This window comes from Roseateles sp. YR242, assembly GCF_900109745.1.
Lineage (GTDB): Bacteria > Pseudomonadota > Gammaproteobacteria > Burkholderiales > Burkholderiaceae_C > Roseateles.
On the sequence record NZ_FOAV01000001.1, the window covers coordinates 474,563 to 493,896 of the forward strand.

The window sequence follows — 19,334 nt, forward strand, 5'->3', positions numbered from 1 at the left end:
TCCTATCGGTCAAACGTGGACAGGAAAAGCTTGGCTTCTTTCTCGATGATCTCGTGAAGGCCCGGCACCTTACTTGTCATATGCGCAAGGTCCTTCAGTGTTTCCAGGACTATGAAGGCCAATTGAACAACTCTTGCCTTGAGCTGAGTTCTCGGGAACCGCGCGCCGCAAGCAGATCTGCCAAGCGCTCGCCCTGCCTGGCGTTGGTTTGGGGCCGTACGCCCTGCCCATCAACGGCAAACCGCAGGCGACCGATAGGGGCCTGGGATCCGAGGACACTCAGCAGCAAGAGCGGGTCCATCCCGCTGGACTTGGCAAGACGATTTCGCAACTGCTCAAGCACAAACCCTTCCGGAAGGTTCATGTGAAAAATCGGATGCAGTTGCGCACTCTCGTACGGTCGGGCCCGCAGAGGCATGGTCAGTGACGGCGCGACCGACGGTATGGCTTGCGGCGAAAACGTGAAGAGGTAGTTCCCGTCACGTCGAAGGAAGCCAGATTCGCCTTCCGGTGCCGTCACCCTCAGTTGCGCTCCGCTGGACGAGAGCTGCTCAGCCATACTGATCTCCAAGCAGTTCTCTGATTTCGTCCAGTGTCGGCCGCTGCTGAGGAACTACGCGCATCTCGCCACCCATGGCGGCTGCCGCGCGAGCATATGCCGCAACGGAAACGCCGGGCTTTCCCGCCTCGATCTGCACGATCTTCAGTCGGGGAAGGTTGGCCATTTTTGCCAGTTCCACTTGTGTATAGCCCCGCTCAAGTCGCATCGACTTGAGCGAGGCAGCGAGATGAAGAAGTCCGGTTTCGTAGTCTGCCATATGTATCGTAAAAGATACTTTCCAGGCAAGAAGTATGGATTTCAATACTTTATACGTCAAGCGAGCAGCCGCATCCCGCGGCAGACGACGGTGCTCAGAAACAAGTGGTGGGTGGCGCGCACAACCTGCTGAGGGCGCCAGTAGTTCGGGATCTCGGAAGCACGCTTGCGTGCACTGGTGCTGTCACTGCTCCGCAAGCGTCAGGCAAGGGGTTGAGCTTGACCCCCGGCGACACATCGCCCGCTCAGGCTGACGTCCCCTTATCGCCCCAGCGCCAGCGCGGTGGCTCGCCCTTGAGATAACAGATGCCCAGAAGGATGGCGGTCACCAGACCCACATAGGCCAGGAAGCCCCAGTGCGAGTCGCTGGGCGGGAAAACAAACACCCCCGCCACCAGCAGCACCACGAAGCCCAGCAGCGTGACCTGGCCTTGCCAGATGGTCGGAAATCCCCATCCCCAGCCGTAACGCTTCGCCGGGAACCAATAGCGATTGCCTGCCATGAGCCTCTCCTTTCGCGGCCGAGTCTACGCGCATTGGCATCAAGACGGCATCAAAGGGGATCCCGGCGTTTGGCCATCGCCTTCACCGCAAAAGCCCCCTCAGCCCTTGGGCACCTTCCGCACCAAACTGGCCGCTCCAATGCCCATCAGCAACGCCAGGGACGCGCCGATGAACACGGCGTTGTTCCACTGGCGATCCATGAGTGCACCGAAGATGGGCGCCGCCACGGCGAAACCGGTGTCCAAGCCGGAATAGACCGTGCCGTAAACCCGTCCAGTGGCGCCGGGAGGTGCGGCTTTCTTGATCAACATGTCTCGCGACGGACCCGCCAGACCGGTACCAAACCCCGCCAACGCAGCAGCAACCAGCGCCATGCCCGCCGGCAGCCAGCCCGTGCCGGTCAGCGCCAGCAACACCGCAGCGCCTGTCATGGCCCAAGCGATGTTGCGCTCCAGATTCTGGGAACGCGCCACCAGGAAGCCCCCCAGCACCATGCCGATGGCCCCACACACCATGTAGCCGGTCACCACCCACTTGGTCACCGTCAGGTCCAGCCCATACATCGCATTCAGCGCCGGTGACGCAAAGCTCTGGATGGAACTCAGCGCGGACGTGGTGAAGAAGAAAAACGAGAAGCACAGCCACACCGAGGGCAGCTTCAGGAAGGCCATCGGATGCTCATGGACTGGCGCGGCGGCACCGGCCTTCTCATGCCCCCAGGCCCCCTGGCTGTCATCGATGGCATCGCGCTGCAACGCCAGCAGCGCGATCACGAACAGCGCCCACGCCGCAGTGGCGGCATAGCCCAACCGCCAGTTCCCGCCGGTGCCCTCATAGATCCAGAGCAGCAGCACCGGCGCAAAGGCCCAGCCAATATTGCCGGTGATGCCGTGGACCGAAAAGGCGTGGCCCAGACGGGCCTGGGACACCCGCTTGTTGAGGATGGTGAAGTCCACCGGATGGAACGGTGAATTGCCCAGCCCCGCCAGGGCCGCCGCCAGCGCCAGCCCGGAGAAGCCATGTGCCGTGCCCGCCGCCACCGACGCCAGCACAAAACAGCCCAGCGCCAGGAACAGGATGGGCCGCGCCCCAGTGCGGTCCACCAGAAAGCCGGACAAGGCCTGCCCCACCCCGCTGATGACAAAGAAAATGCTGACCAGCAGCCCCAGCTCCGAATAGCTCAGCCCGAACTCCCGCATGAACACGGGGAACAGCGGCGGCAGCAGCATGTGGAAGAAATGCGAGGTGCCGTGGGCCAGGCCGATCAGGCTGATCGTCTGGATGTCTCGTTTGGCGCTCTGTGCGGCGCTCAGCGGCAAGGTGGCTGTATTCATGGTGCGGATGTTGTCAGGCTGGCGGCGTCGCAATTACGATAGCCGGACAAGTTCTGTCGAGATTCCGTCATGGCCAAAAAACCTGTCCGCAGCCCAGAACCTACCGGACCCGCCGGCCTCACGGCAAGTACGGCCCGGCCTGTGGCCACGCCTGGGCATCGCGCTCGCCCCCTGGCCGGGTCCGGGTCTGCATCTGCCCGCGCATCTGCATTCGCGCCCGCTGCCGCGCCCGGCCGCACCAGCCTGCCGCCGCTGGATCCGCGCCGCTACGCCCCCAGCGACGAGCGCCCCGTCCGCGCCAAGTCCCGCAGCATGGACAGCCATGTGGACATCCAGGCGCATCGCCACGACTGGGGCCAGTTCGTCTTCTCCGTCAGCGGCGTGGTGCGGGTCAACACGGAACGCGCCGCCTTTCTGCTGCCGCCGTCCCGCGCCGTCTGGATCCCGGCCGGTGTGGAGCATGCGGTGACGGCGGTGGAACGCTGCGAACTGCGCACCCTCTACCTGCACCGCCCGCCCTGCGGCCATGAAGTCTGGCTGGGCAACCGCGTTCTGGAGGTCTCGCCCCTGCTGCGGGAACTGGTGGTGCAGATGGCCCTGGACGAAGTGCAGCAGCAACACGCGGTGGCCGACCGCGAACGCTGGCTGGCGCACCTGATCCTGGACGAGATCCGCCGCGCCCGCAGCCTGCGCCTGGGCGTGGACTTGCCGACGGACAAGCGCCTGCGCCGCCTTTGCGAGGCCGTGCTGGCCGACCCGCAGCGCTTTGCCAACCTTGAGGATTGGGCGGGCCTGGTAGGCGCCAGCGCCCGAACCGTCTCCCGCCTGTTCCGCCAGGAACTGGGGAGCAGCTATGCGCAATGGCGCCAGCAGGCCCTGCTGGCCGAAGCCCTGCGCCTGGCGGCCCACCGCAAGCCCATGGGCGTCATCGCCAGCGAACTGGGTTATGCCAGCGCCAGTGCGTTTTCCGCGATGGTCACCCGCACCGTGGGCATGCCACCGAGCCGCTTTTTCGAACAGGTCTGAACCGCCCCCCTACGACCGCCGCCTATTTCCCATCGAGCCGCCAGCGAGCCCCAAGCGTTGATGCACATCGCTGCCGTGCCCAGTGTGGCGTCCGCGCGAACGGAAGCCCTGCTGGACTCGATGGCATCCGTCCCCCACCTAGAATCCGACGCATGGACCAGGTTTTGCTCGATTTCGACCGCCAGGACGCTCAAGGCGCCACCTGCACCGCCCACGCGTGGGCCAAGGTGCCCGCGCCTCTGACACCCAGCCAGCGACAGTCCCTCAAGCAGCGCGCCAAGGAACTGCTGGCCGCCAAGGGCGCCGTACTGGTGGCGCACTACTACGTGGACGGTGATCTGCAGGACCTCGCGCAGGAAACCGGCGGCATCGTCTCCGACTCGCTGGAGATGGCCCGCTTTGGCCGCGACCACGCCGCCAGCACGCTGGTGGTGGCGGGCGTGCGTTTCATGGGTGAGACCGCCAAGATCCTGAGCCCCGAAAAACGCGTGCTCATGCCCGACCTGGAAGCCACCTGCTCCCTGGACCTGGGCTGCCCCGCCGACGAATTCGCTGCCTTCTGCGACGCCCACCCGGACCGCACCGTGGTGGTGTATGCCAACACCAGCGCCGCCGTGAAGGCGCGCGCGGACTGGATGGTGACCAGTTCCTGCGCACTGGAGATCGTCTCGGAACTCAAGGCCCGGGGCGAGAAGATCCTCTGGGCTCCGGACCGCCACCTCGGCCGCTACATCCAGGACCAGACCGGTGCGGACATGCTGATGTGGAACGGCGCCTGCATCGTGCACGATGAATTCAAGGGCCTGGAGCTGGAGCTGCTGCGTGAACAGCATCCCGGCGCCATGATCCTTGTCCACCCGGAGTCTCCCGCCTCCGTGGTCGCCCAGGCAGACGTGGTGGGTTCCACCTCCGCGCTGATCAAGGCGGTGGTGGAAGGCCAGGCCCGCGAATACGTGGTGGCCACCGACAACGGCATCCTGCACCGCATGCGCCAGCTGGCGCCGGACAAGGTGCTCATCGAAGCCCCCACCGCCGGCAACAGCGCCACCTGCAAGAGCTGCGCCCATTGCCCCTGGATGGCCATGAACGGCTTGCAGGGCGTGGTGGACTGCCTGGAGCGTGGCCTGGGCGAGATCCATGTCGAGCAGCCCGTGCGTGTACAGGCGCTGTCCTGCATCACCCGCATGCTGGACTTCACCGCCGCGCTGAAAGCGCGCACGGCCGCCGGCAGCATGACGCCGGGCATGGGCGCGGCCTGAGCCACGACGGCCCGGTCCCGGCGTACGCCCCACCTCGTACCCGCGCAAACGAGCGGCCGCCGGGGCTTTCCATGAGGGGCTTGCCGCCCCTATGCTGTGGTTACCGCTGCATTCAAGCGCACAGCCAGCTGGACCAAGCCATGGACTTCACCTCGCTCTACAACCACCATGAACGGGAAGTGTTCGCTGCGGTCATGGAGACCGCGCCGTCCTACCCCGACATCATCGCCAACAACGAACTGCTGGTGGACGTGGCCTGCGTGGCGCTGAACCGCCTGCCTCCGCGCTACATCCGGCATGAGGTGGACTACTCCTTCTACCTGACCGAACAGGAGCGGCTGGACGTGGACGCCGCCATCAAGGAGGCCGTCAACTACGCCTTCAATTTCGTGCAGGCCCGCAGTGTGCTGCGCTCCAAGCGCCAGTGAGCTGCTATGAGCTGCTATGAGCTGCACATTAGGCTGATCACCGGCGCGCGGCCGAGTTGACCAGCACGGTCGGCAGGCTCGCCGGCAAGGTGCGTGGATAGTCGCGGCTGAAATGCAACCCGCGGCTCTCATGCCGCAGCAGGGCGGAACGCACGATCAGCTCGGCGCAATCCACCAGGTTGCGCAACTCCAGCAGGTCGCGGCTGACGCGGAAGTTGGCGTAGTAATCCTCGATCTCGCCACGCAGCAGGTCGATGCGGTGCAACGCCCGCTCCAGCCGCTTGGTGGTGCGCACGATGCCCACGTAGTTCCACATCAGCAGGCGCAGCTCATCCCAGTTGTGGGCAATGACCACCTGCTCGTCGGCATCTTCCACCTGGCTTTCGTCCCAGGCTGGCAGCGGCGCGGGTTCGGGCTCCGCGTGGCTGGTGATGTCCTGCGCGCAGGTCTGGCCCAGCACCACACATTCCAGCAACGAGTTGCTGGCCAGGCGGTTGGCGCCGTGCAGGCCGCTGTAGGCCGTCTCGCCCACGGCGTAGAGGCCGGGCAGGTCCGCCCTGCCGCTGAGATCGGCCACCACACCGCCGCAGGTGAAGTGCACCGCCGGCACCACCGGGATGGGCTGGCGGGCGATGTCGATGCCCAGAGCCAGGCAGCGCGCATGCACCGTGGGGAAGTGCTCCTTCAGGAAGGCTTCGCCCAGGTGGGTCGCATCCAGCCAGACATGGTCCAGGCCGTGCTTCTTCATTTCGAAGTCGATCGCCCGGGCCACCACGTCGCGCGGTGCCAGCTCCATGCGGGCATCGTGCGCCGCCATGAAGCGAGTGCCGTCCGGCAGCTTCAGGTGGCCACCCTCGCCGCGCAGCGCCTCGGTGATGAGGAAGCTGCGCTCCTGCGGGTGGTACAGGCAGGTGGGATGGAACTGGATGAATTCCATGTTGGCGATACGACAGCCCGCGCGCCAGGCCATGGCAATGCCGTCTCCGGTGGAGGTGTCCGGATTGGTCGTGTAGCGGTAGACCTTGCCGGCGCCGCCGGTGGCCATCACCACGGCACGGGCGGCAATGGCGTCCACCCGCTGGGCATCCATGTCCAGCGCATAGATGCCGTAGCACCGGGAGGGTTCGTCGCGCTGCACGTGGCGCGAGGTGATCAGATCCAGCGCCATCCAGCGCTGGCGCAGCTCGATGTTGGGGTGATTGCGGGCTTTCTCCAGCAGGGCATCGTGGATGGCCTTGCCGGTGGCATCCGCCGCATGGGCAATGCGGCGGACCGCATGGCCGCCTTCACGGGTGAGGTGCAGGCCCAGCGGGCCCTGCTCGTCCGCCGTGAAGGGCACGCCCTGCGCCACCAGCCAGCCGACAGCGTCGGCACTGCGCTCGGCAATGAAACGGGCGGTGGCTTCGTCCACCAGGCCGGCGCCGGCTTCCTGGGTGTCCTTGACGTGGCTCTCGATGCTGTCGTCCCGGCCCAGCACGCCGACGATGCCGCCCTGCGCCCAGGCGGTGGCCGCCTCGTTGAGCTCACGCTTGGCCAGCACGATCACTGGCACCTGGTCCGCGAGGTGCAACGCCACGGTCAGGCCGGCCAGGCCAGCCCCCACGATCACCACCGGCGCCTGGGTGGCGGCGGTCCGAACTGCAGCAGCACTCATCGTCATCGCCCATTCATCAGGGCGTCATCGCTTGGGAGCTGGCGATTCTAAGGGGCGCTTACTGTGGCCGCTTGGCCACCAGGGTCAGGATGTCGTAGCTGGCCACCAGTTCCCCATGCTGGTTGGTCACCTGCACGTCCCAGGCCACCACGCCCTGGGGCGGCTGGTCGGGGCGGTTGCCGCGGTCGATGCGTCGCTTGCAGGTCAGCCGTGCCTGGATGGTGTCGCCGATGGCTACCGGGTTGATGAAGCGCAGCGTGTCCAGCCCGTAGTTGGCCAGCACCGGGCCCGGCGCGGGCGACACAAACAGCCCGGCGGCGGCCGACAGCACGAAATAGCCATGGGCAATGCGCTTGCCGAATTGCGTGTCCTTGGCGGCCACCTCGTCGAAGTGCATGTAGAAATAGTCGCCCGAGATGCCCCCGAAGTTGACGATGTCAGCCTCGGACACCGTGCGGCGATGCGTGAGCAGCGAATCGCCCACCTCGATCTCCTCGAAATGCTTGCGGAAGGGATGCACCACATCCTCCCGCACCGCCCCACCGCGCACATATTCCCCGGTGATGGCCGTCAGCATGGTGGGCGAGCTTTGCACGGCGCAGCGCTGCAGGTAGTGCTTCACCGCCCGAATGCCGCCGAGCTCTTCACCGCCACCCGCGCGCCCCGGGCCGCCATGCTTGAGCATGGGCAACGGGGAGCCGTGGCCGGTGGATTCTCCGGCGGCTTCGCGGTCCAGCACCAGCAACCGGCCGTGGAAGGCGCCCGCATGCAGCACGGCCTGCGCCGCCAGCGCGGGGGTCCGGGTCACGACCGATCCCACCAGCGAGCCACGGCCCTTGGCGGCCAGCGCCAGCGCCTCGTCGAAATCGGCATAGGTCATCAGCGTGGAGACAGGGCCGAAGGCTTCGATGCTGTGGACAGCCTCGTTGCGCATCGCGTCACGGCACAGCAGCAGCGTCGGCGCGAAGAACGCGCCGTCCCCGACACCCTCCCCCAGAGGCGCGAATCCATCGCGCTCGCCAAACACGACTTCGTTGCCCTGCGCCAGTTGGGTGAGCCGCTCTGCCACGTCGGCCTGCTGCGCCTTGGACGCGAGCGCGCCCATGCGCACGCCCTCGATGGCCGGGTCGCCGACCTTGATCTTTGCCAGCCGTTCACGCAGCGCAGCGGCCACGGCGTCCACCTGTGCGGCTGGCACGATGGCGCGGCGGATGGCGGTGCACTTCTGGCCGGCCTTGGCGCTCATCTCTCGCAGGACCTCCTTCACAAAGAGGTCGAACTCCGGATCGCTCGGCTGCACGTCGGGTGCGAGGATGGCGCAGTTGAGGCTGTCTGCCTCGGCGTTGAAGGGCACCGAGCGGCGCACCAGGTTCGGGTTCACGCGCAGTTGGGCGGCGGTGTCCGCCGAGCCGGTGAAGGTCACCACATCGGTCTCCAGCAGCCGGTCCAGCAGGTCGCCAGCGCCGCCGATCACCAGTTGCAGCGCACCGGCCGGCAGCAGGCCGGACGCCTCGATCATGCGCACGCAGGCTTCGGCCACATAGCTGGTGGCGGTGGCCGGCTTGATGATGCAGGGCATGCCTGCCACGAAGCTCGGCGCGAACTTCTCCAGCATGCCCCACATCGGGAAGTTGAACGCGTTGATGTGCACGGCCACGCCGCGCCGGGGCACCAGCACATGGGTGCCCACGAACTGGCCCAGCTTGCCCAGCGGTGTGGCGGGGCCTTCGTGCACCACGTTGCTGGAGGGCAGCTCCCGGCGCGCCATTGACGCGTAAGCGAACAGGGTGCCGATACCGCCTTCGATGTCGATCCACGAGTCTGGCCGTGTCGCTCCGGTGTGGGCGGAGATTGCATAGAGCGCCTCCTTGCGCTCCATCAGGTAGGTGGCCAGTGCCTTGAGGATGGCGGCGCGGCGTTGGTAGTCCAGCGCCAGCAGGGCGGGCAAGGTCTGGCGGCGGGCGAAGTCCAGGCTTTCACCGAAGTCGATGGCTTCGGCGTGGGTCTGCGCCACCAGCTGCCCGTTGACGGCGCTGTGCAGCCCCCCGGCGGCGGCGGTGCCCACCCAACGCCCGCCGATGAGACTTTGAAGAACAGGAGCAGCAACTGTCATTTCAATCCTTGAAAAAAGAGGCGCCAGATTTCGCGGGTGAGCGGCCTAGCGAGCGCGCCGAGGTCGGCGTGAGGAGCGCAGCCGTACCCAGATGCGGCAGATTTCGGGGGTGAGCGGCGTAGCGAGCGCGTCGAGGTCGGCGCGAGAAGCGGAGCGGTATCCAGATGCGCCAGATTTCGCGAGTGAGCGGCGCAGCGAGCGCGTCGAGGCCGGCGCGAGGAGCGCAGCCGTACCCAGATGCGCCAGATTTCGCGGGTGAGCGGCGTAGCGAGCGCGTCGAGGTCGGCGTGAGGAGCGCAGCCGTACTAGCGTACGGCGAGCACCGCAGCGCCGAGATCGGCGCGCGCAGTAGCCGAGCACCCGCGAAATCAGGGTTGGAGCTTCCAGGTGGCGTTCTCAATTTTGACCATCACCCTTGCCCGCTGATCCAGCCCCAGGTGATCGTTCGGCGACATGGTGAACACCCCATGCGCGCCCGGCAGTTCCTTCACGGCTTCCAGCGCATCGCGCAATGCCGCCCGGAACTGCGGTGTACCCGGCTGCGCCTTCTTGATGGCCACGGGGATCGCCGACTGCAGCAGCAGGCCCGCATCCCAGGCATGACCGCCAAAGGTGGACACACTGCCCTTGCCAAACGCGTCCTCGTACTTCGTCACGTACGCCTTGGCGCTTTTCTTCGCCGGATGGTCCGCCGGCAGTTGGTCCACCACCAGCACAGGCCCGGACGGCAGGAAGGTGCCTTCCACGTCCTTGCCGCCCACCCGCAGGAAGTCGTTATTGGCCACGCCGTGGGTCTGGTAGTACTTGCCAGCGTAGCCACGCTCCTTGAGCGTCTTCTGCGGCAGCGCGGCCGGCGTGCCGCTGCCGCCCACCAGCACCGCGTCCGGGCGGGAGGCCATGATCTTGAGCACCTGCCCGGTCACCGACGTGTCGGTACGGTTGTAGCGCTCATTGGCAACGATGCTCAGCCCCTTGCTGGCCGCCACCTTGTTGAATTCGCCATACCAGCCCTCGCCGTAGGCGTCTGCAAAGCCGATGTAGGCCACCGTCTTCACCCCCTGCGCCTGCATGTGGCTGGCAATGGCCAGGGCCATCATGATGTCGTTCTGCGGGGTCTTGAACACCCACTTCTTCTTGGCGTCCATCGGCTCGACGATGCGCGCCGAGGCCGCCATGGAGATCATCGGCACCTGGGCTTCAGACACCGCGTCGATCATCGCCAGCGAGTTGGGCGTGACGGTGGAGCCCACCACCACATCCACCTTGTGCTCGGTGATGAGCTTGCGGGTGTTGGCCACCGCCGTGGTGGTGTCCGACGCGTCGTCCAGAATGATGTAGTTGACCTTCTGCCCCGCGATGGTGGTGGGCATCAGGCTGAAGGTGTTCTTCTCCGGAATGCCCAGCGAGGCGGCCGGCCCGGTGGCCGAGACGCTCACCCCAACGTTGATGTCGGCCCGTGCCGCGCCGCCCAGGCCCAACAACGCGGCGCCGGCCACGGCCAGCAGGGTCTTCTCGATGCGTTTCATGGAGTCTCCTTGAAATATGTAGGTCAGGAACGCAGAGGGGAATGTGGGGTGGTCGGCGAGACGTCCCTCATGCCATCCGGGGGGTATCCGGCATCGGATTTGGCACAGGATCTGACGGGGTGGTCAGCGAGGTGCCCGGCGGCAGTTCGGCCTTCACCGCCCCCAGCCCACCGAAGAACAGATCCGCCACCATGGGCGCCATGGCCTCGTAAGTCAGGGCGCCGTCCGGCCGCAGCCAGGTGAAGGTCCAGTTGATCATGCCAAACAGCAGCATGGTCAAGGGTTTGTGCAGATGGACGCCACGCAACTCCGGCCGCAAGGCCGCCACCGCATCGGCAAAACGCGCAAGCACGCGCCGCTCCACCTCGATCAGGGGGCCGCGGTGAGCCTCATCCAGGAACTTCATGTCCTCTGTCAGCACGCGGTGCTCGTGCTGCGATTCGCCGTAGGCCAGCACAAAGCTGCGGATCAGCGCCCGCAGGTGCTCCGGCGGCGGCAGTTGGCGCGCGGTGACCTCATCCACCAGGTCGGCCAGTTGCTGCAGATGGGTCTGGCAGATCAGCGCCAGCAGTTCGTGCTTGTCGCGGACGTAGTGGTAGAGCGTGGGCTTGGAGACTGCGCAGGCCTCGGCCACCTGGTTCATGGACGTGGCGGCGAAGCCATGGTTGGCAAACAGGCGAGCCGCATGGGCGAGGATCTCCTCGCGCGTGGCATCAAATCCGGGGGCGCGTCCGCGTGCCATCAAGTGCTTTCTCGGAAAAAAGGCGCAGAGCCTACCAGTGCTGGTGCGGTGCCGGCGGGCACTGCTCAGCGCTCGTCAAACGAAATCACCACGCGCGGCGTGAGTGCATGCGCCTGGCAGCTGAGGATGAACCCGGCCGCCACCTCATGCTTCTCCAGCGCGAAGTTCTTGTCCATGCGCACCTCCCCTTCCAGCAGCTTGCAGCGGCAGGTGGAGCACACACCGGATTTGCAGGAGTAAGGCACATCCATGCCGGCACGGGCCGCGGCGTCCAGCAGGCTGGGGTCGCTGCGGCGGAAATCGATCTCGCGGGACACGCCATCGCGGATCACCACCACCCGGGCGGCCTCGGCATCCTCCTCATGCACCTCATGCGGCGCCGCACGGCCCTGCTGCATCTCCGGCGTGCCGAAGCGTTCAATGTGAATGCGCTCCGGCGGCACGCCGGCCTCATGCAGGGCGGCCTCGGCCTGCTCGTTCATCTCGAAGGGGCCGCAGACAAACACCTGGTCGACGCTGGCGGCGGGCACCGGGCCGCGCAGGAAGGCGGCCAGCTTGTCCTTGTCCAGCCGCCCCTGCATGAGCGGGGCATCCACATGCTCGCGGGAGAACACGTGATGCAGGGACAGCCGCGTGAGGTAGCGGTTCTTCAGGTCCTCCAGCTCCTCCTTGAACATGGTGCTGGCGGGCCGGCGATTGCCGTAGATGAGGGTGAAGCGGCTGTGCGGCTCGCGGGCCAGCACCGTCTTCATGATGGAGAGGATGGGCGTGATGCCCGAGCCGGCGGCAATACCCACATGGTGGCGGCCCAGCGCAGGGTCCAGCGGCACATGAAAACGCCCCTGCGGCGGGAAGACCTGCACCGTGTCGCCGGGCTGCAGGGCGTCGTGCACCCAGCAGGAGAAGGCCCCGCCCGGCACCTGGCGCACACCCACGCGCAACTCGCCGTCGTCCACCCCAGCACAGATGGAGTAGGAGCGTCGCAGGTCGTTCCCGTTCACGTCGCCGCGCAGGGTGAGGTATTGGCCCTGGGTGAATCGGAAGGTCTCTCGCAGCGCCTCGGGCACCTCGAAGGACAACACCACCGCGTCGTCGGTGTCCTGATGCTTGGCGCGCAGGCGCAGGGGGTGGAAATGCAGGCTCATGGCGGTACGGGCTCTACAAGGGCTTGAAGAATTCAAAGGGTTCGCGGCAGGTCAGGCAGCGATAGAGCGACTTGCAGGCGGTACTGCCGAAGGGCGAGAGTTGCTCCGTCTGCCTGCTGCCGCAGCGTGGGCAGGCCACGGTGGGGGCGCGCCAGGCGGAGCGCACCAGCCGGATGGGCCGCACCTGCGGATCCGTGCCCCCCTGCCCTTGCACCACCGCCCCCGGCGGCGCGATGCCGTAGGCAAGCAATTTCTCGCGCCCCTCAGGCGTGATCCAGTCGGTGGTCCAGGCCGGCGCGCGGCGCATCGTCACCGTGACGCTGCCAAAGCGCGACAGCGCTTCGCGCACCTGCTGCTCGATGGCCTCGGTGGCCGGGCAGCCCGAATAGGTCGGCGTGAGCACCACCTCCACGCCATCGGCGGTTTCCAGCAGGTCGCGCACGATGCCCAGCTCCACCAGGGAGATGGCGGGCACCTCCGGGTCCGGCAACTGCCCCAGCACTTCCCAGGCGGCCGCCAGCCGGCCGCAGCCATGATCAGGCGGCGAGGCGTCGGTGGCCGAAGCGATGTGCGGTGCCATCACGCTCACCAGGCCCCGCCGGGATACGTGCGTTGGAGGTACTGCATGGTGCTCAGCATGTGGCCCATGTGCTCGCTGTGCACTCCACGGCGGCCCGCGTAGACATGGGGCGTGTCCTTGGGCCGGGGCAACCCGGCCTCCGCCAGCACCGCAGCCATGGCGGCGTCCCAGTCGTCCCGCAGGTCGGCCCAGGCCGGCCCCAGGCCGGATTCGACCGCCGCCGCATCGATCTCGTCGGCGGCGAAGAGCTCACCCACGTAAGGCCACAGTTGCGCCAGGGCCGCCTGCATGCGCCGGGTCGATTCCTCGGTGCCGTCGCCCAGCCGCACCACCCAGTCCGCCGCATGCTGATGGTGGTACTGCACTTCCTTCACCGCCTTGCCGGCGATGGCTGCCACCTCCGCATCGCTGGAGTCGCGCAGGCGGTCCCACAGCGGCAGCAGCCAGCTCGCGACCATCAGGTTGCGGGCCTGGGTGAAGGCGAAGTCACCGCGCGGCAGCTCCATCAGCACCGGGTTGTAGAAATGCCGCTCTTCACGCAGGTAGGCAAGCTGGTCTTCATCCAGGACTTCGCCGCTGCCCGATGCTTGAAGCTCACCCGCTCGCGTGAGCAGCGCCCGGGCCTGGCCCAGCAGGTCCAGCGCGATGTTGCCCAGCGCCAGGTCTTCTTCCAGCATGGGGGCGTGGCCACACCACTCGGACAGGCGGTGCGACAGCACCAGGCAGGCGTCGCCAATGCGCAGCAGGTACTGCGCACCGGCATGGTCGATGGGATGTACGGAATGCGTCATGCCCGCGCCCTTACATGTGGTCCAGCGCTTCGGGGAGTTCGTAGAAGGTCGGGTGGCGGTAGACCTTGTCCTCCATCGGGTCGAAGTACATCGACTTCTCACCAGGATCCGACGCCACGATGGCCGAGGACGGCACCACCCAGATGCTCACGCCCTCCTGGCGGCGGGTGTAGACATCGCGGGCCATCTGCAGCGCCATCGGCGCGTCTGGCGCGTGCAGGCTGCCGCAATGCTTGTGGTCCAGGCCCGCCTTGCTGCGGACAAAGACTTCCCACAGGGGCCACTCCTGGGCGCCGGTCTGTTGATTGAGGCTCATGATGGCGCTCCAGAAACGATGAGAGGTGAATGGGCTGCGGGTGGCTGAAGACCAGGGGCAGGAACTCAGGCCGCCTGGGCGCGCGTGGCGCGCTTGCGGGCATGGGCCAGCGCCGCATCACGTACCCAGGCGCCGTCGTCCCAAGCCTTGACCCGCGCATTGAGGCGTTCGCGATTGCAGGGGCCGTCGCCGCCCACCACGCGCCAGAACTCGCTCCAGTCGATGGGGCCGAAATCGTGATGCTCGCGTTCGGCGTTCCAGGCCAGCAGCGGGTCCGGCAGCGTCACACCCAGGATGCCGGCTTGCGGCACGGTCGCGTCCACGAACTTCTGGCGCAGCTCGTCGTTGGTGAGGCGCTTGATGCCCCAGCGCATGGACTGCTCGGAGTTGGGGGAATCCTTGTCCGCCGGGCCGAACATCATCAGCGCGGGCCACCACCAGCGGTTCACCGCGTCCTGCACCATCGCCTTCTGGGCGGCCGTGCCGTCACGCATCATGACCAGCAGCCCTTCGTAACCCTGGCGCTGGTGGAAGCTTTCCTCGCGGCAGATGCGGATCATGGCGCGTGCATAGGGGCCATAGGAGCACCGGCACAGTGGTACCTGGTTCATGATGGCCGCGCCATCCACCAGCCAGCCGACCACGCCGATATCGGCCCAGGTCAGCGTGGGGTAGTTGAAGATGGAGCTGTACTTGGCCTTGCCGGTGTGCAGCGCGTCCAGCATCTGGTCACGGCTGGTGCCCAGCGTCTCGGCGGCGGAGTACAGATAGAGCCCGTGGCCGCCTTCGTCCTGCACCTTGGCCAGCAGGATGGCCTTGCGCTTGAGGGTGGGCGCGCGGGTGATCCAGTTGCCCTCGGGCAGCATGCCGACGATCTCCGAATGCGCGTGCTGGCTGATCTGGCGCACCAGCGTCTTGCGGTAGTGCTCGGGCATCCAGTCCTTGGCTTCGATGAAGTCGCCTTGATCGATGCGGTGTTCGAAGGCGTCGTTGCGCGCCTGCTCCTGCGCCGACAGCAGCCGGCGGGCTTCGTCCTGGGGACCAACGCTCATGGCCTGGGTGTACATCGCTTCTCCCGTGTTCAGGTGCGTGGCCGTTTGTCGACCACCCGGCGGGCCTTGCCCACCAGGGTGCGTTCGATGGAATCAGGCGCGCCCACGGTCACGCGGGTGGACACGCCAATCAGGGTCTTGATGCGGTGCTGCAGCGCCTGTGACACCGCTTGCGCATCCACGCCCGTCGAGGTGGTGGAAAGCTCACAGCGCACCTCCACCTCGTCCAGCGCCCCCTCGCGGGACACCACGAGCTGGTATTGGCCGGACAAGCCCTGCTCCGCCAGCACCAGTTCCTCGATCTGCGTCGGGAAGAGATTGACGCCACGGATGATCAGCATGTCGTCGCTGCGGCCGACGATCTTGCCCATGCGGCGCATGCTGCGCGCCGTCGGCGGCAACAGCCGGGTGAGATCCCGCGTGCGGTAGCGGACCACCGGCAGTGCTTCCTTGGTCAGGGAGGTGAACACCAGTTCCCCTTGCGCCCCTTCGGGCAGCACCTCACCGGTGTCCGGGTCGATGATCTCGGGATAGAAATGGTCTTCCCAGATCACCGGGCCATCCTTGCTCTCGATGCATTCGCTGGCCACGCCCGGCCCCATCACCTCGGACAGGCCGTAGATGTCCACCGCATCGATGCCGGCTCGGGCCTCGATGTCGCGGCGCATGGCCTCGGTCCAGGGCTCGGCGCCGAACACACCGACCTTGAGCGAGCTGTCCCGCGCGTCCAGGCCCTGGCGGGCGAACTCCTCGACGATCACCTGCATGTAGCTGGGCGTGACCATGATCACGTCCGGCTGGAAGTCCCGGATCAGCTGGACCTGCTTCTCGGTCTGGCCGCCCGACATCGGGATGACGGTACAGCCCAGCCGCTCGGCGCCATAGTGCGCCCCCAGCCCACCGGTGAAGAGGCCGTAGCCATAGGCCACGTGCACGATGTCCCCGGCACGGGTGCCGGCGGCACGCAGCGAGCGGGCCACCAGGTCCGCCCAGGTGTCGATGTCCCGCTTCGTGTAGCCCACCACCGTGGGCTTGCCGGTGGTTCCGGACGAGGCATGCACGCGCACCACGTCCTGGCGTGGCACCGCGAAGAGGCCGAACGGATAGTGGTCCCGCAGATCCTTCTTCGTGGTGAAGGGGAAGTGCCGCAGGTCGGAGAGGTTCTTGAGATCGGCGGGATGCACACCCTTGGCATCGAAGGCCGCCTTGTAATGCGGCACCTGCTCATAGGCCTGGGTCAGCGTCCAGCGCAGGCGCATCAGTTGCAGGGCGCGAAGCTCGTCCTGGCTGGCGCGTTCGATGGGTTCCAGGTCCCCGGCGCGGGGCAGCTTCACCGGCATGATGGATCGTCTCCTGTGCCCGTCGCGGTCAGCCCCGGCACCACGGGCTGGCCCTTGATGCGATAGGAGCGTCCACGAAAGACGGCGACCAGTTCGTCGCGCTGGTTGGTGATGGTGATGTCGTAGACCCCCGTGCGGCCGGCCAGCGAGGTCTCGGCAGCCACGGCGGTCAATACATCGCCCAACCGGGAAGGCGCGACGATGTCGATCGCGAAACCCGAGGCCACCGTCATCTCGTTGTGCGAGTTGCAGGCGAAGGCGAAGGTGGAATCCGCCAGGGTGGTGACCACACCCCCGTGGCAGATGTCAAAACCATTGAGCATGTCGTCACGCACCGCCATGCGCAGCGTGGCGGTGCCCGGGCCGATCGCGCTGATCGTGATGCCCAGCCCCCGGGAGGCCCTGTCGCTGGCCCACATGCGGTCACGCACCGCTTCGGCCAGCGCCTGGCGGGACACGCTGCGTGTCCCTTCGTCGGACAAACCAGCCATCAGCGGTCCTTGAAGTTCGGCTTGCGCTTGTCCAGGAAGGCAGCCGTGCCCTCCAGATAGTCGTGCGCAAAGCCCATCTGGCTCTGCAACCGGGCCTCCAGGCGCAGCGCGTCTTCCAGTTCGAGATCCATGGCTTCGTCCAGCGCGGCGCGGGTCTGCACCAACGCCCGGGTGGGCATGCCGGCCAGTTGCTGGGCGAGTGCCATGGCGGCAGCGGGCAGTTCCTCATCCGCCACGCAGCGAGCGATCAGGCCCCACTGCTGAGCCTGTTCCGCGGGCAGCTTGTCGCCCAGCAGCGTGAGTTGAAGGGCGCGGGCGCGGCCGACCAGTCGTGTCAGGAGCCAGGTGCCCCCGCAGTCCGGCACCAGGCCGATCCGCGAAAACGCCTGGATGAACGAGGCCGACCGGCCCGCAATGACGATGTCGCATCCCAGCGCGATATTGGCGCCCGCACCAGCGGCCACTCCATTGACCGCGCAGACCGTGGGCACCGGCATGCTGCGCAGGCGCAGCGCCAGGGGGATGTAGTAGTGATCCAGCAGGTGGCCGATGTCCTTGGGCTTGGCACGGCGGTGGGTCTCAGGCTGGCCCGCCAGCGTGCCAGTCGAGGAACTGCCGGGCGGCAGTTCCTCGAACTCAGGCTTGATGTAGGGGTCGTTCAGGTCCTGACCTGCGCAGAATGCGCGGCCAGCGCCGGTCACGAGCACCGCCCTCACCGTGGTGTCCGCCGCCGCGTCGTCCAGCGCATGACGCAACTGGCCGAGCATCGGCGTGGTGAAGGCGTTGAGCGCTTGCGGACGGTTGAGTGTCAGCACGCGCACCGCGCCTTCCTGGGACACCAGCAGCACCGGATCAGCCCCCGAAGGGGCGTCTCCAGCGCCTGGGCTTGAACCTGGATCTGCACCGGGGTGCATGCCTGGGTTCGCGCTTCGGTTCGCCTCTGGATCGTGGGCGGTACTCATGTCGGGTTGTCTCCTCAGCTGCCTCGTGATGAATCCAGCCTGGGGCTTGATTCACCGGGTTCAGTTTTCATTTACCGACCGGTCGGTAGATAGTAAGAGGCAAATTCGCCGCAAGCAACCCCAGAAACTCAGGGTAACTACTGATAGGGGTCGTTTATTTGGGCGCCGATCCGCCTGCCCGGCCACCGCAAGCCCGGCCCTGATCGATTCCCCATGACGATGCGGTCTATTTCCGCCGTCTCAGGCGAGTTCCGCCCGCGCCACCTGCACCCGGTCCATCAGCGAGGTCACCCGCCGCGTATCGAGCCCGTGTACGCCCTGCCCGTCACACGCGGCAGCCCCCGCTGCCATGGCCCAGCGCAAGTGCTCCTCCGGATCGGCGTCCGGGGCCTGCATGAGGCTGTAGAGCAGGCCGGCCGTGGCGGCATCGCCCACCCCGATGGCATCCACCAAGGTGTCGGTGGCGGGCGGCGCCGCGCTGAGGTCGGCCTTGGGATGGAACAGCTTGGCACCGCGGGCGCCGAGCGTCAGCATCACCACCGCCTTGGGGTTCCAGGCGGCCAGTTGGCCCAGGCCCAGATGGTGGTCGCGGCTGCGGAACAGGCCCCGCAAGTCTTCGTCGGACACCTTGATCACGTCCGCAATGCGGCACATGCGTTCCAGGGTGCGGTCGTAGCGCGAATCCATGCTGAGGCGGTAGTTGGGGTCGTAGCTGATGCGCACGCCCTCGTCCTTGAGTGATTCCGCCAACGCCACCAGGCGCGCCGCCAGCGGTTCGCGGGTCAGGCTGATGGAGCCGAAGTGCGCCCAGCGCAAGGCGTGGCGCCAGCCGGCGGGCAGCGCATGGGGGCGGAAGTGCAGGTCGGCACTGTCGTCCCCCACATAAACGTAGCTCGGTGGCTCCTGCTCGTGCATGAAGGACAGCAGCGGCGAGCGTGCGAACTGCTGGATGAAGCGCAGGTCCAGCGAGGCATCCACGCTGGCCTGCCAGATCTCCTGTCCAAACGCGTCCTTGCTGATGCCGCCGGCAAACGCACTCAGTTGCCCCAGCCGGGACATCGCGATCGCGACATTCCACGGCGAGCCACCACTGCGGCTGCGCCACTGGCCGGGACCGACGCACAGCATGTCTGTCAGGGCCTCGCCAAAGGACACAAAACTGGCGAGATCTGCATGCAGCACGGAAGAGGAAGCGAACGTCATGGCGCGATTCAATCGACTCTGACGCCGTCGCGCAAGTGACAAGTCCTACAG

Annotated in this window: 20 protein-coding genes; 3 read left to right on the forward strand and 17 right to left on the reverse strand. The window is 66.8% G+C overall.

Going from position 1 to position 19,334, the window contains the following annotated elements:
- Positions 1–109: 109 nt before the first annotated feature.
- The 4 genes from BMY53_RS02030 to BMY53_RS02045 all read right to left on the reverse strand — a co-directional run bounded on the left by BMY53_RS02030 (position 110) and on the right by BMY53_RS02045 (position 2,655).
- Positions 110–559, reverse strand: a complete 450-nt coding sequence (locus BMY53_RS02030; RefSeq protein ID WP_092943098.1) for a HipA N-terminal domain-containing protein — start codon at positions 557–559, stop codon at positions 110–112.
- Positions 552–818, reverse strand: coding sequence for a helix-turn-helix domain-containing protein (locus BMY53_RS02035; RefSeq protein WP_092943100.1), 267 nt, complete (start codon positions 816–818; stop codon positions 552–554). The genes BMY53_RS02030 and BMY53_RS02035 overlap by 8 nt, the downstream gene beginning before the upstream one ends.
- A 244-nt stretch (positions 819–1,062) precedes the next feature.
- On the reverse strand, positions 1,063–1,320 hold the full coding sequence (locus BMY53_RS02040) for a hypothetical protein (RefSeq protein WP_092943102.1): 258 nt from the start codon (positions 1,318–1,320) through the stop codon (positions 1,063–1,065).
- Positions 1,321–1,419: 99 nt separating this feature from the next.
- On the reverse strand, positions 1,420–2,655 hold the full coding sequence (locus BMY53_RS02045) for an MFS transporter (protein WP_177200675.1): 1,236 nt from the start codon (positions 2,653–2,655) through the stop codon (positions 1,420–1,422).
- 69 nt (positions 2,656–2,724) lie between these two features.
- On the opposite strand from BMY53_RS02045, the gene BMY53_RS02050 reads away from it, so the two are divergent.
- The 3 genes from BMY53_RS02050 to BMY53_RS02060 all read left to right on the forward strand — a co-directional run bounded on the left by BMY53_RS02050 (position 2,725) and on the right by BMY53_RS02060 (position 5,368).
- Entirely contained in the window at positions 2,725–3,681 is a 957-nt protein-coding gene (locus BMY53_RS02050) for an AraC family transcriptional regulator (RefSeq protein WP_092943104.1), read from the forward strand.
- A 152-nt stretch (positions 3,682–3,833) separates the two neighbouring features.
- A complete protein-coding gene (nadA, locus tag BMY53_RS02055; RefSeq protein WP_092943106.1) occupies positions 3,834–4,940 on the forward strand; it encodes a quinolinate synthase NadA in 1,107 nt (368 codons plus the stop codon).
- Positions 4,941–5,080: 140 nt separating this feature from the next.
- On the forward strand, positions 5,081–5,368 hold the full coding sequence (locus tag BMY53_RS02060) for a late competence development ComFB family protein (protein WP_092943108.1): 288 nt from the start codon (positions 5,081–5,083) through the stop codon (positions 5,366–5,368).
- 37 nt (positions 5,369–5,405) lie between these two features.
- On the opposite strand, the gene nadB is transcribed toward BMY53_RS02060, so the two are convergent.
- The 13 genes from nadB to BMY53_RS02125 all read right to left on the reverse strand — a co-directional run bounded on the left by nadB (position 5,406) and on the right by BMY53_RS02125 (position 19,283).
- Positions 5,406–7,028, reverse strand: a complete 1,623-nt coding sequence (gene nadB, locus BMY53_RS02065) for an L-aspartate oxidase (protein ID WP_404947848.1) — start codon at positions 7,026–7,028, stop codon at positions 5,406–5,408.
- Between the two features lie 52 nt (positions 7,029–7,080).
- The gene (paaZ, locus tag BMY53_RS02070) at positions 7,081–9,135 is read right to left on the reverse strand and encodes a phenylacetic acid degradation bifunctional protein PaaZ (protein ID WP_092943110.1); all 2,055 of its coding nucleotides are present in this window, start codon (positions 9,133–9,135) and stop codon (positions 7,081–7,083) included.
- A 368-nt stretch (positions 9,136–9,503) separates the two neighbouring features.
- On the reverse strand, positions 9,504–10,661 hold the full coding sequence (locus tag BMY53_RS02075; RefSeq protein WP_092943112.1) for an ABC transporter substrate-binding protein: 1,158 nt from the start codon (positions 10,659–10,661) through the stop codon (positions 9,504–9,506).
- Between the two features lie 67 nt (positions 10,662–10,728).
- Positions 10,729–11,403, reverse strand: coding sequence for a TetR/AcrR family transcriptional regulator (locus tag BMY53_RS02080; protein WP_092943114.1), 675 nt, complete (start codon positions 11,401–11,403; stop codon positions 10,729–10,731).
- 65 nt (positions 11,404–11,468) lie between these two features.
- Entirely contained in the window at positions 11,469–12,548 is a 1,080-nt protein-coding gene (gene paaE, locus BMY53_RS02085) for a 1,2-phenylacetyl-CoA epoxidase subunit PaaE (RefSeq protein WP_092943116.1), read from the reverse strand.
- A gap of 13 nt (positions 12,549–12,561) precedes the next feature.
- On the reverse strand, positions 12,562–13,128 hold the full coding sequence (gene paaD, locus BMY53_RS02090) for a 1,2-phenylacetyl-CoA epoxidase subunit PaaD (RefSeq protein WP_092943743.1): 567 nt from the start codon (positions 13,126–13,128) through the stop codon (positions 12,562–12,564).
- Between the two features lie 5 nt (positions 13,129–13,133).
- Positions 13,134–13,919 (reverse strand): 1,2-phenylacetyl-CoA epoxidase subunit PaaC, encoded by a 786-nt coding sequence (gene paaC, locus BMY53_RS02095; RefSeq protein ID WP_092943118.1) that lies wholly within the window; start codon positions 13,917–13,919, stop codon positions 13,134–13,136.
- Positions 13,920–13,929: 10 nt separating this feature from the next.
- A complete protein-coding gene (paaB, locus tag BMY53_RS02100) occupies positions 13,930–14,235 on the reverse strand; it encodes a 1,2-phenylacetyl-CoA epoxidase subunit PaaB (protein WP_092943120.1) in 306 nt (101 codons plus the stop codon).
- Positions 14,236–14,300: 65 nt separating this feature from the next.
- A complete protein-coding gene (gene paaA / locus BMY53_RS02105; protein ID WP_092943122.1) occupies positions 14,301–15,302 on the reverse strand; it encodes a 1,2-phenylacetyl-CoA epoxidase subunit PaaA in 1,002 nt (333 codons plus the stop codon).
- A gap of 14 nt (positions 15,303–15,316) precedes the next feature.
- Entirely contained in the window at positions 15,317–16,627 is a 1,311-nt protein-coding gene (gene paaK, locus BMY53_RS02110; protein ID WP_092943124.1) for a phenylacetate--CoA ligase PaaK, read from the reverse strand.
- Positions 16,618–17,118, reverse strand: coding sequence for a hydroxyphenylacetyl-CoA thioesterase PaaI (gene paaI / locus BMY53_RS02115; protein ID WP_092943126.1), 501 nt, complete (start codon positions 17,116–17,118; stop codon positions 16,618–16,620). The genes paaK and paaI overlap by 10 nt, the downstream gene beginning before the upstream one ends.
- Positions 17,118–18,032: an enoyl-CoA hydratase-related protein gene (locus tag BMY53_RS02120; RefSeq protein WP_092943128.1), complete on the reverse strand. Its 915-nt coding sequence runs from the start codon at positions 18,030–18,032 to the stop codon at positions 17,118–17,120. Before BMY53_RS02120 ends, paaI begins: the two co-directional genes overlap by 1 nt.
- Positions 18,033–18,320: 288 nt before the next feature.
- Positions 18,321–19,283, reverse strand: coding sequence for a carbohydrate kinase family protein (locus BMY53_RS02125; protein WP_092943130.1), 963 nt, complete (start codon positions 19,281–19,283; stop codon positions 18,321–18,323).
- Positions 19,284–19,334: the final 51 nt, after the last annotated feature.

Bases quoted from the DNA above. Each gene is read 5' to 3' on its own strand.
- BMY53_RS02050 (WP_092943104.1), top strand. From the start codon at position 2,725: ATGGCCAAAAAACCTGTCCGCAGCCCAGAACCTACCGGACCCGCCGGC.
- BMY53_RS02080 (WP_092943114.1), bottom strand. From the start codon at position 11,403: ATGGCACGCGGACGCGCCCCCGGATTTGATGCCACGCGCGAGGAGATC.
- BMY53_RS02045 (WP_177200675.1), bottom strand. From the start codon at position 2,655: ATGAATACAGCCACCTTGCCGCTGAGCGCCGCACAGAGCGCCAAACGA.
- paaA (WP_092943122.1), bottom strand. From the start codon at position 15,302: ATGTACACCCAGGCCATGAGCGTTGGTCCCCAGGACGAAGCCCGCCGG.
- nadB (WP_404947848.1), bottom strand. From the start codon at position 7,028: ATGACGATGAGTGCTGCTGCAGTTCGGACCGCCGCCACCCAGGCGCCG.
- BMY53_RS02060 (WP_092943108.1), top strand. From the start codon at position 5,081: ATGGACTTCACCTCGCTCTACAACCACCATGAACGGGAAGTGTTCGCT.
- paaE (WP_092943116.1), bottom strand. From the start codon at position 12,548: ATGAGCCTGCATTTCCACCCCCTGCGCCTGCGCGCCAAGCATCAGGAC.
- nadA (WP_092943106.1), top strand. From the start codon at position 3,834: ATGGACCAGGTTTTGCTCGATTTCGACCGCCAGGACGCTCAAGGCGCC.
- paaZ (WP_092943110.1), bottom strand. From the start codon at position 9,135: ATGACAGTTGCTGCTCCTGTTCTTCAAAGTCTCATCGGCGGGCGTTGG.
- paaB (WP_092943120.1), bottom strand. From the start codon at position 14,235: ATGAGCCTCAATCAACAGACCGGCGCCCAGGAGTGGCCCCTGTGGGAA.
- BMY53_RS02125 (WP_092943130.1), bottom strand. From the start codon at position 19,283: ATGACGTTCGCTTCCTCTTCCGTGCTGCATGCAGATCTCGCCAGTTTT.
- BMY53_RS02030 (WP_092943098.1), bottom strand. From the start codon at position 559: ATGGCTGAGCAGCTCTCGTCCAGCGGAGCGCAACTGAGGGTGACGGCA.
- BMY53_RS02120 (WP_092943128.1), bottom strand. From the start codon at position 18,032: ATGCACCCCGGTGCAGATCCAGGTTCAAGCCCAGGCGCTGGAGACGCC.
- BMY53_RS02040 (WP_092943102.1), bottom strand. From the start codon at position 1,320: ATGGCAGGCAATCGCTATTGGTTCCCGGCGAAGCGTTACGGCTGGGGA.
- paaC (WP_092943118.1), bottom strand. From the start codon at position 13,919: ATGACGCATTCCGTACATCCCATCGACCATGCCGGTGCGCAGTACCTG.
- paaD (WP_092943743.1), bottom strand. From the start codon at position 13,128: ATGGCACCGCACATCGCTTCGGCCACCGACGCCTCGCCGCCTGATCAT.
- BMY53_RS02035 (WP_092943100.1), bottom strand. From the start codon at position 818: ATGGCAGACTACGAAACCGGACTTCTTCATCTCGCTGCCTCGCTCAAG.
- BMY53_RS02075 (WP_092943112.1), bottom strand. From the start codon at position 10,661: ATGAAACGCATCGAGAAGACCCTGCTGGCCGTGGCCGGCGCCGCGTTG.
- paaI (WP_092943126.1), bottom strand. From the start codon at position 17,118: ATGGCTGGTTTGTCCGACGAAGGGACACGCAGCGTGTCCCGCCAGGCG.
- paaK (WP_092943124.1), bottom strand. From the start codon at position 16,627: ATGCCGGTGAAGCTGCCCCGCGCCGGGGACCTGGAACCCATCGAACGC.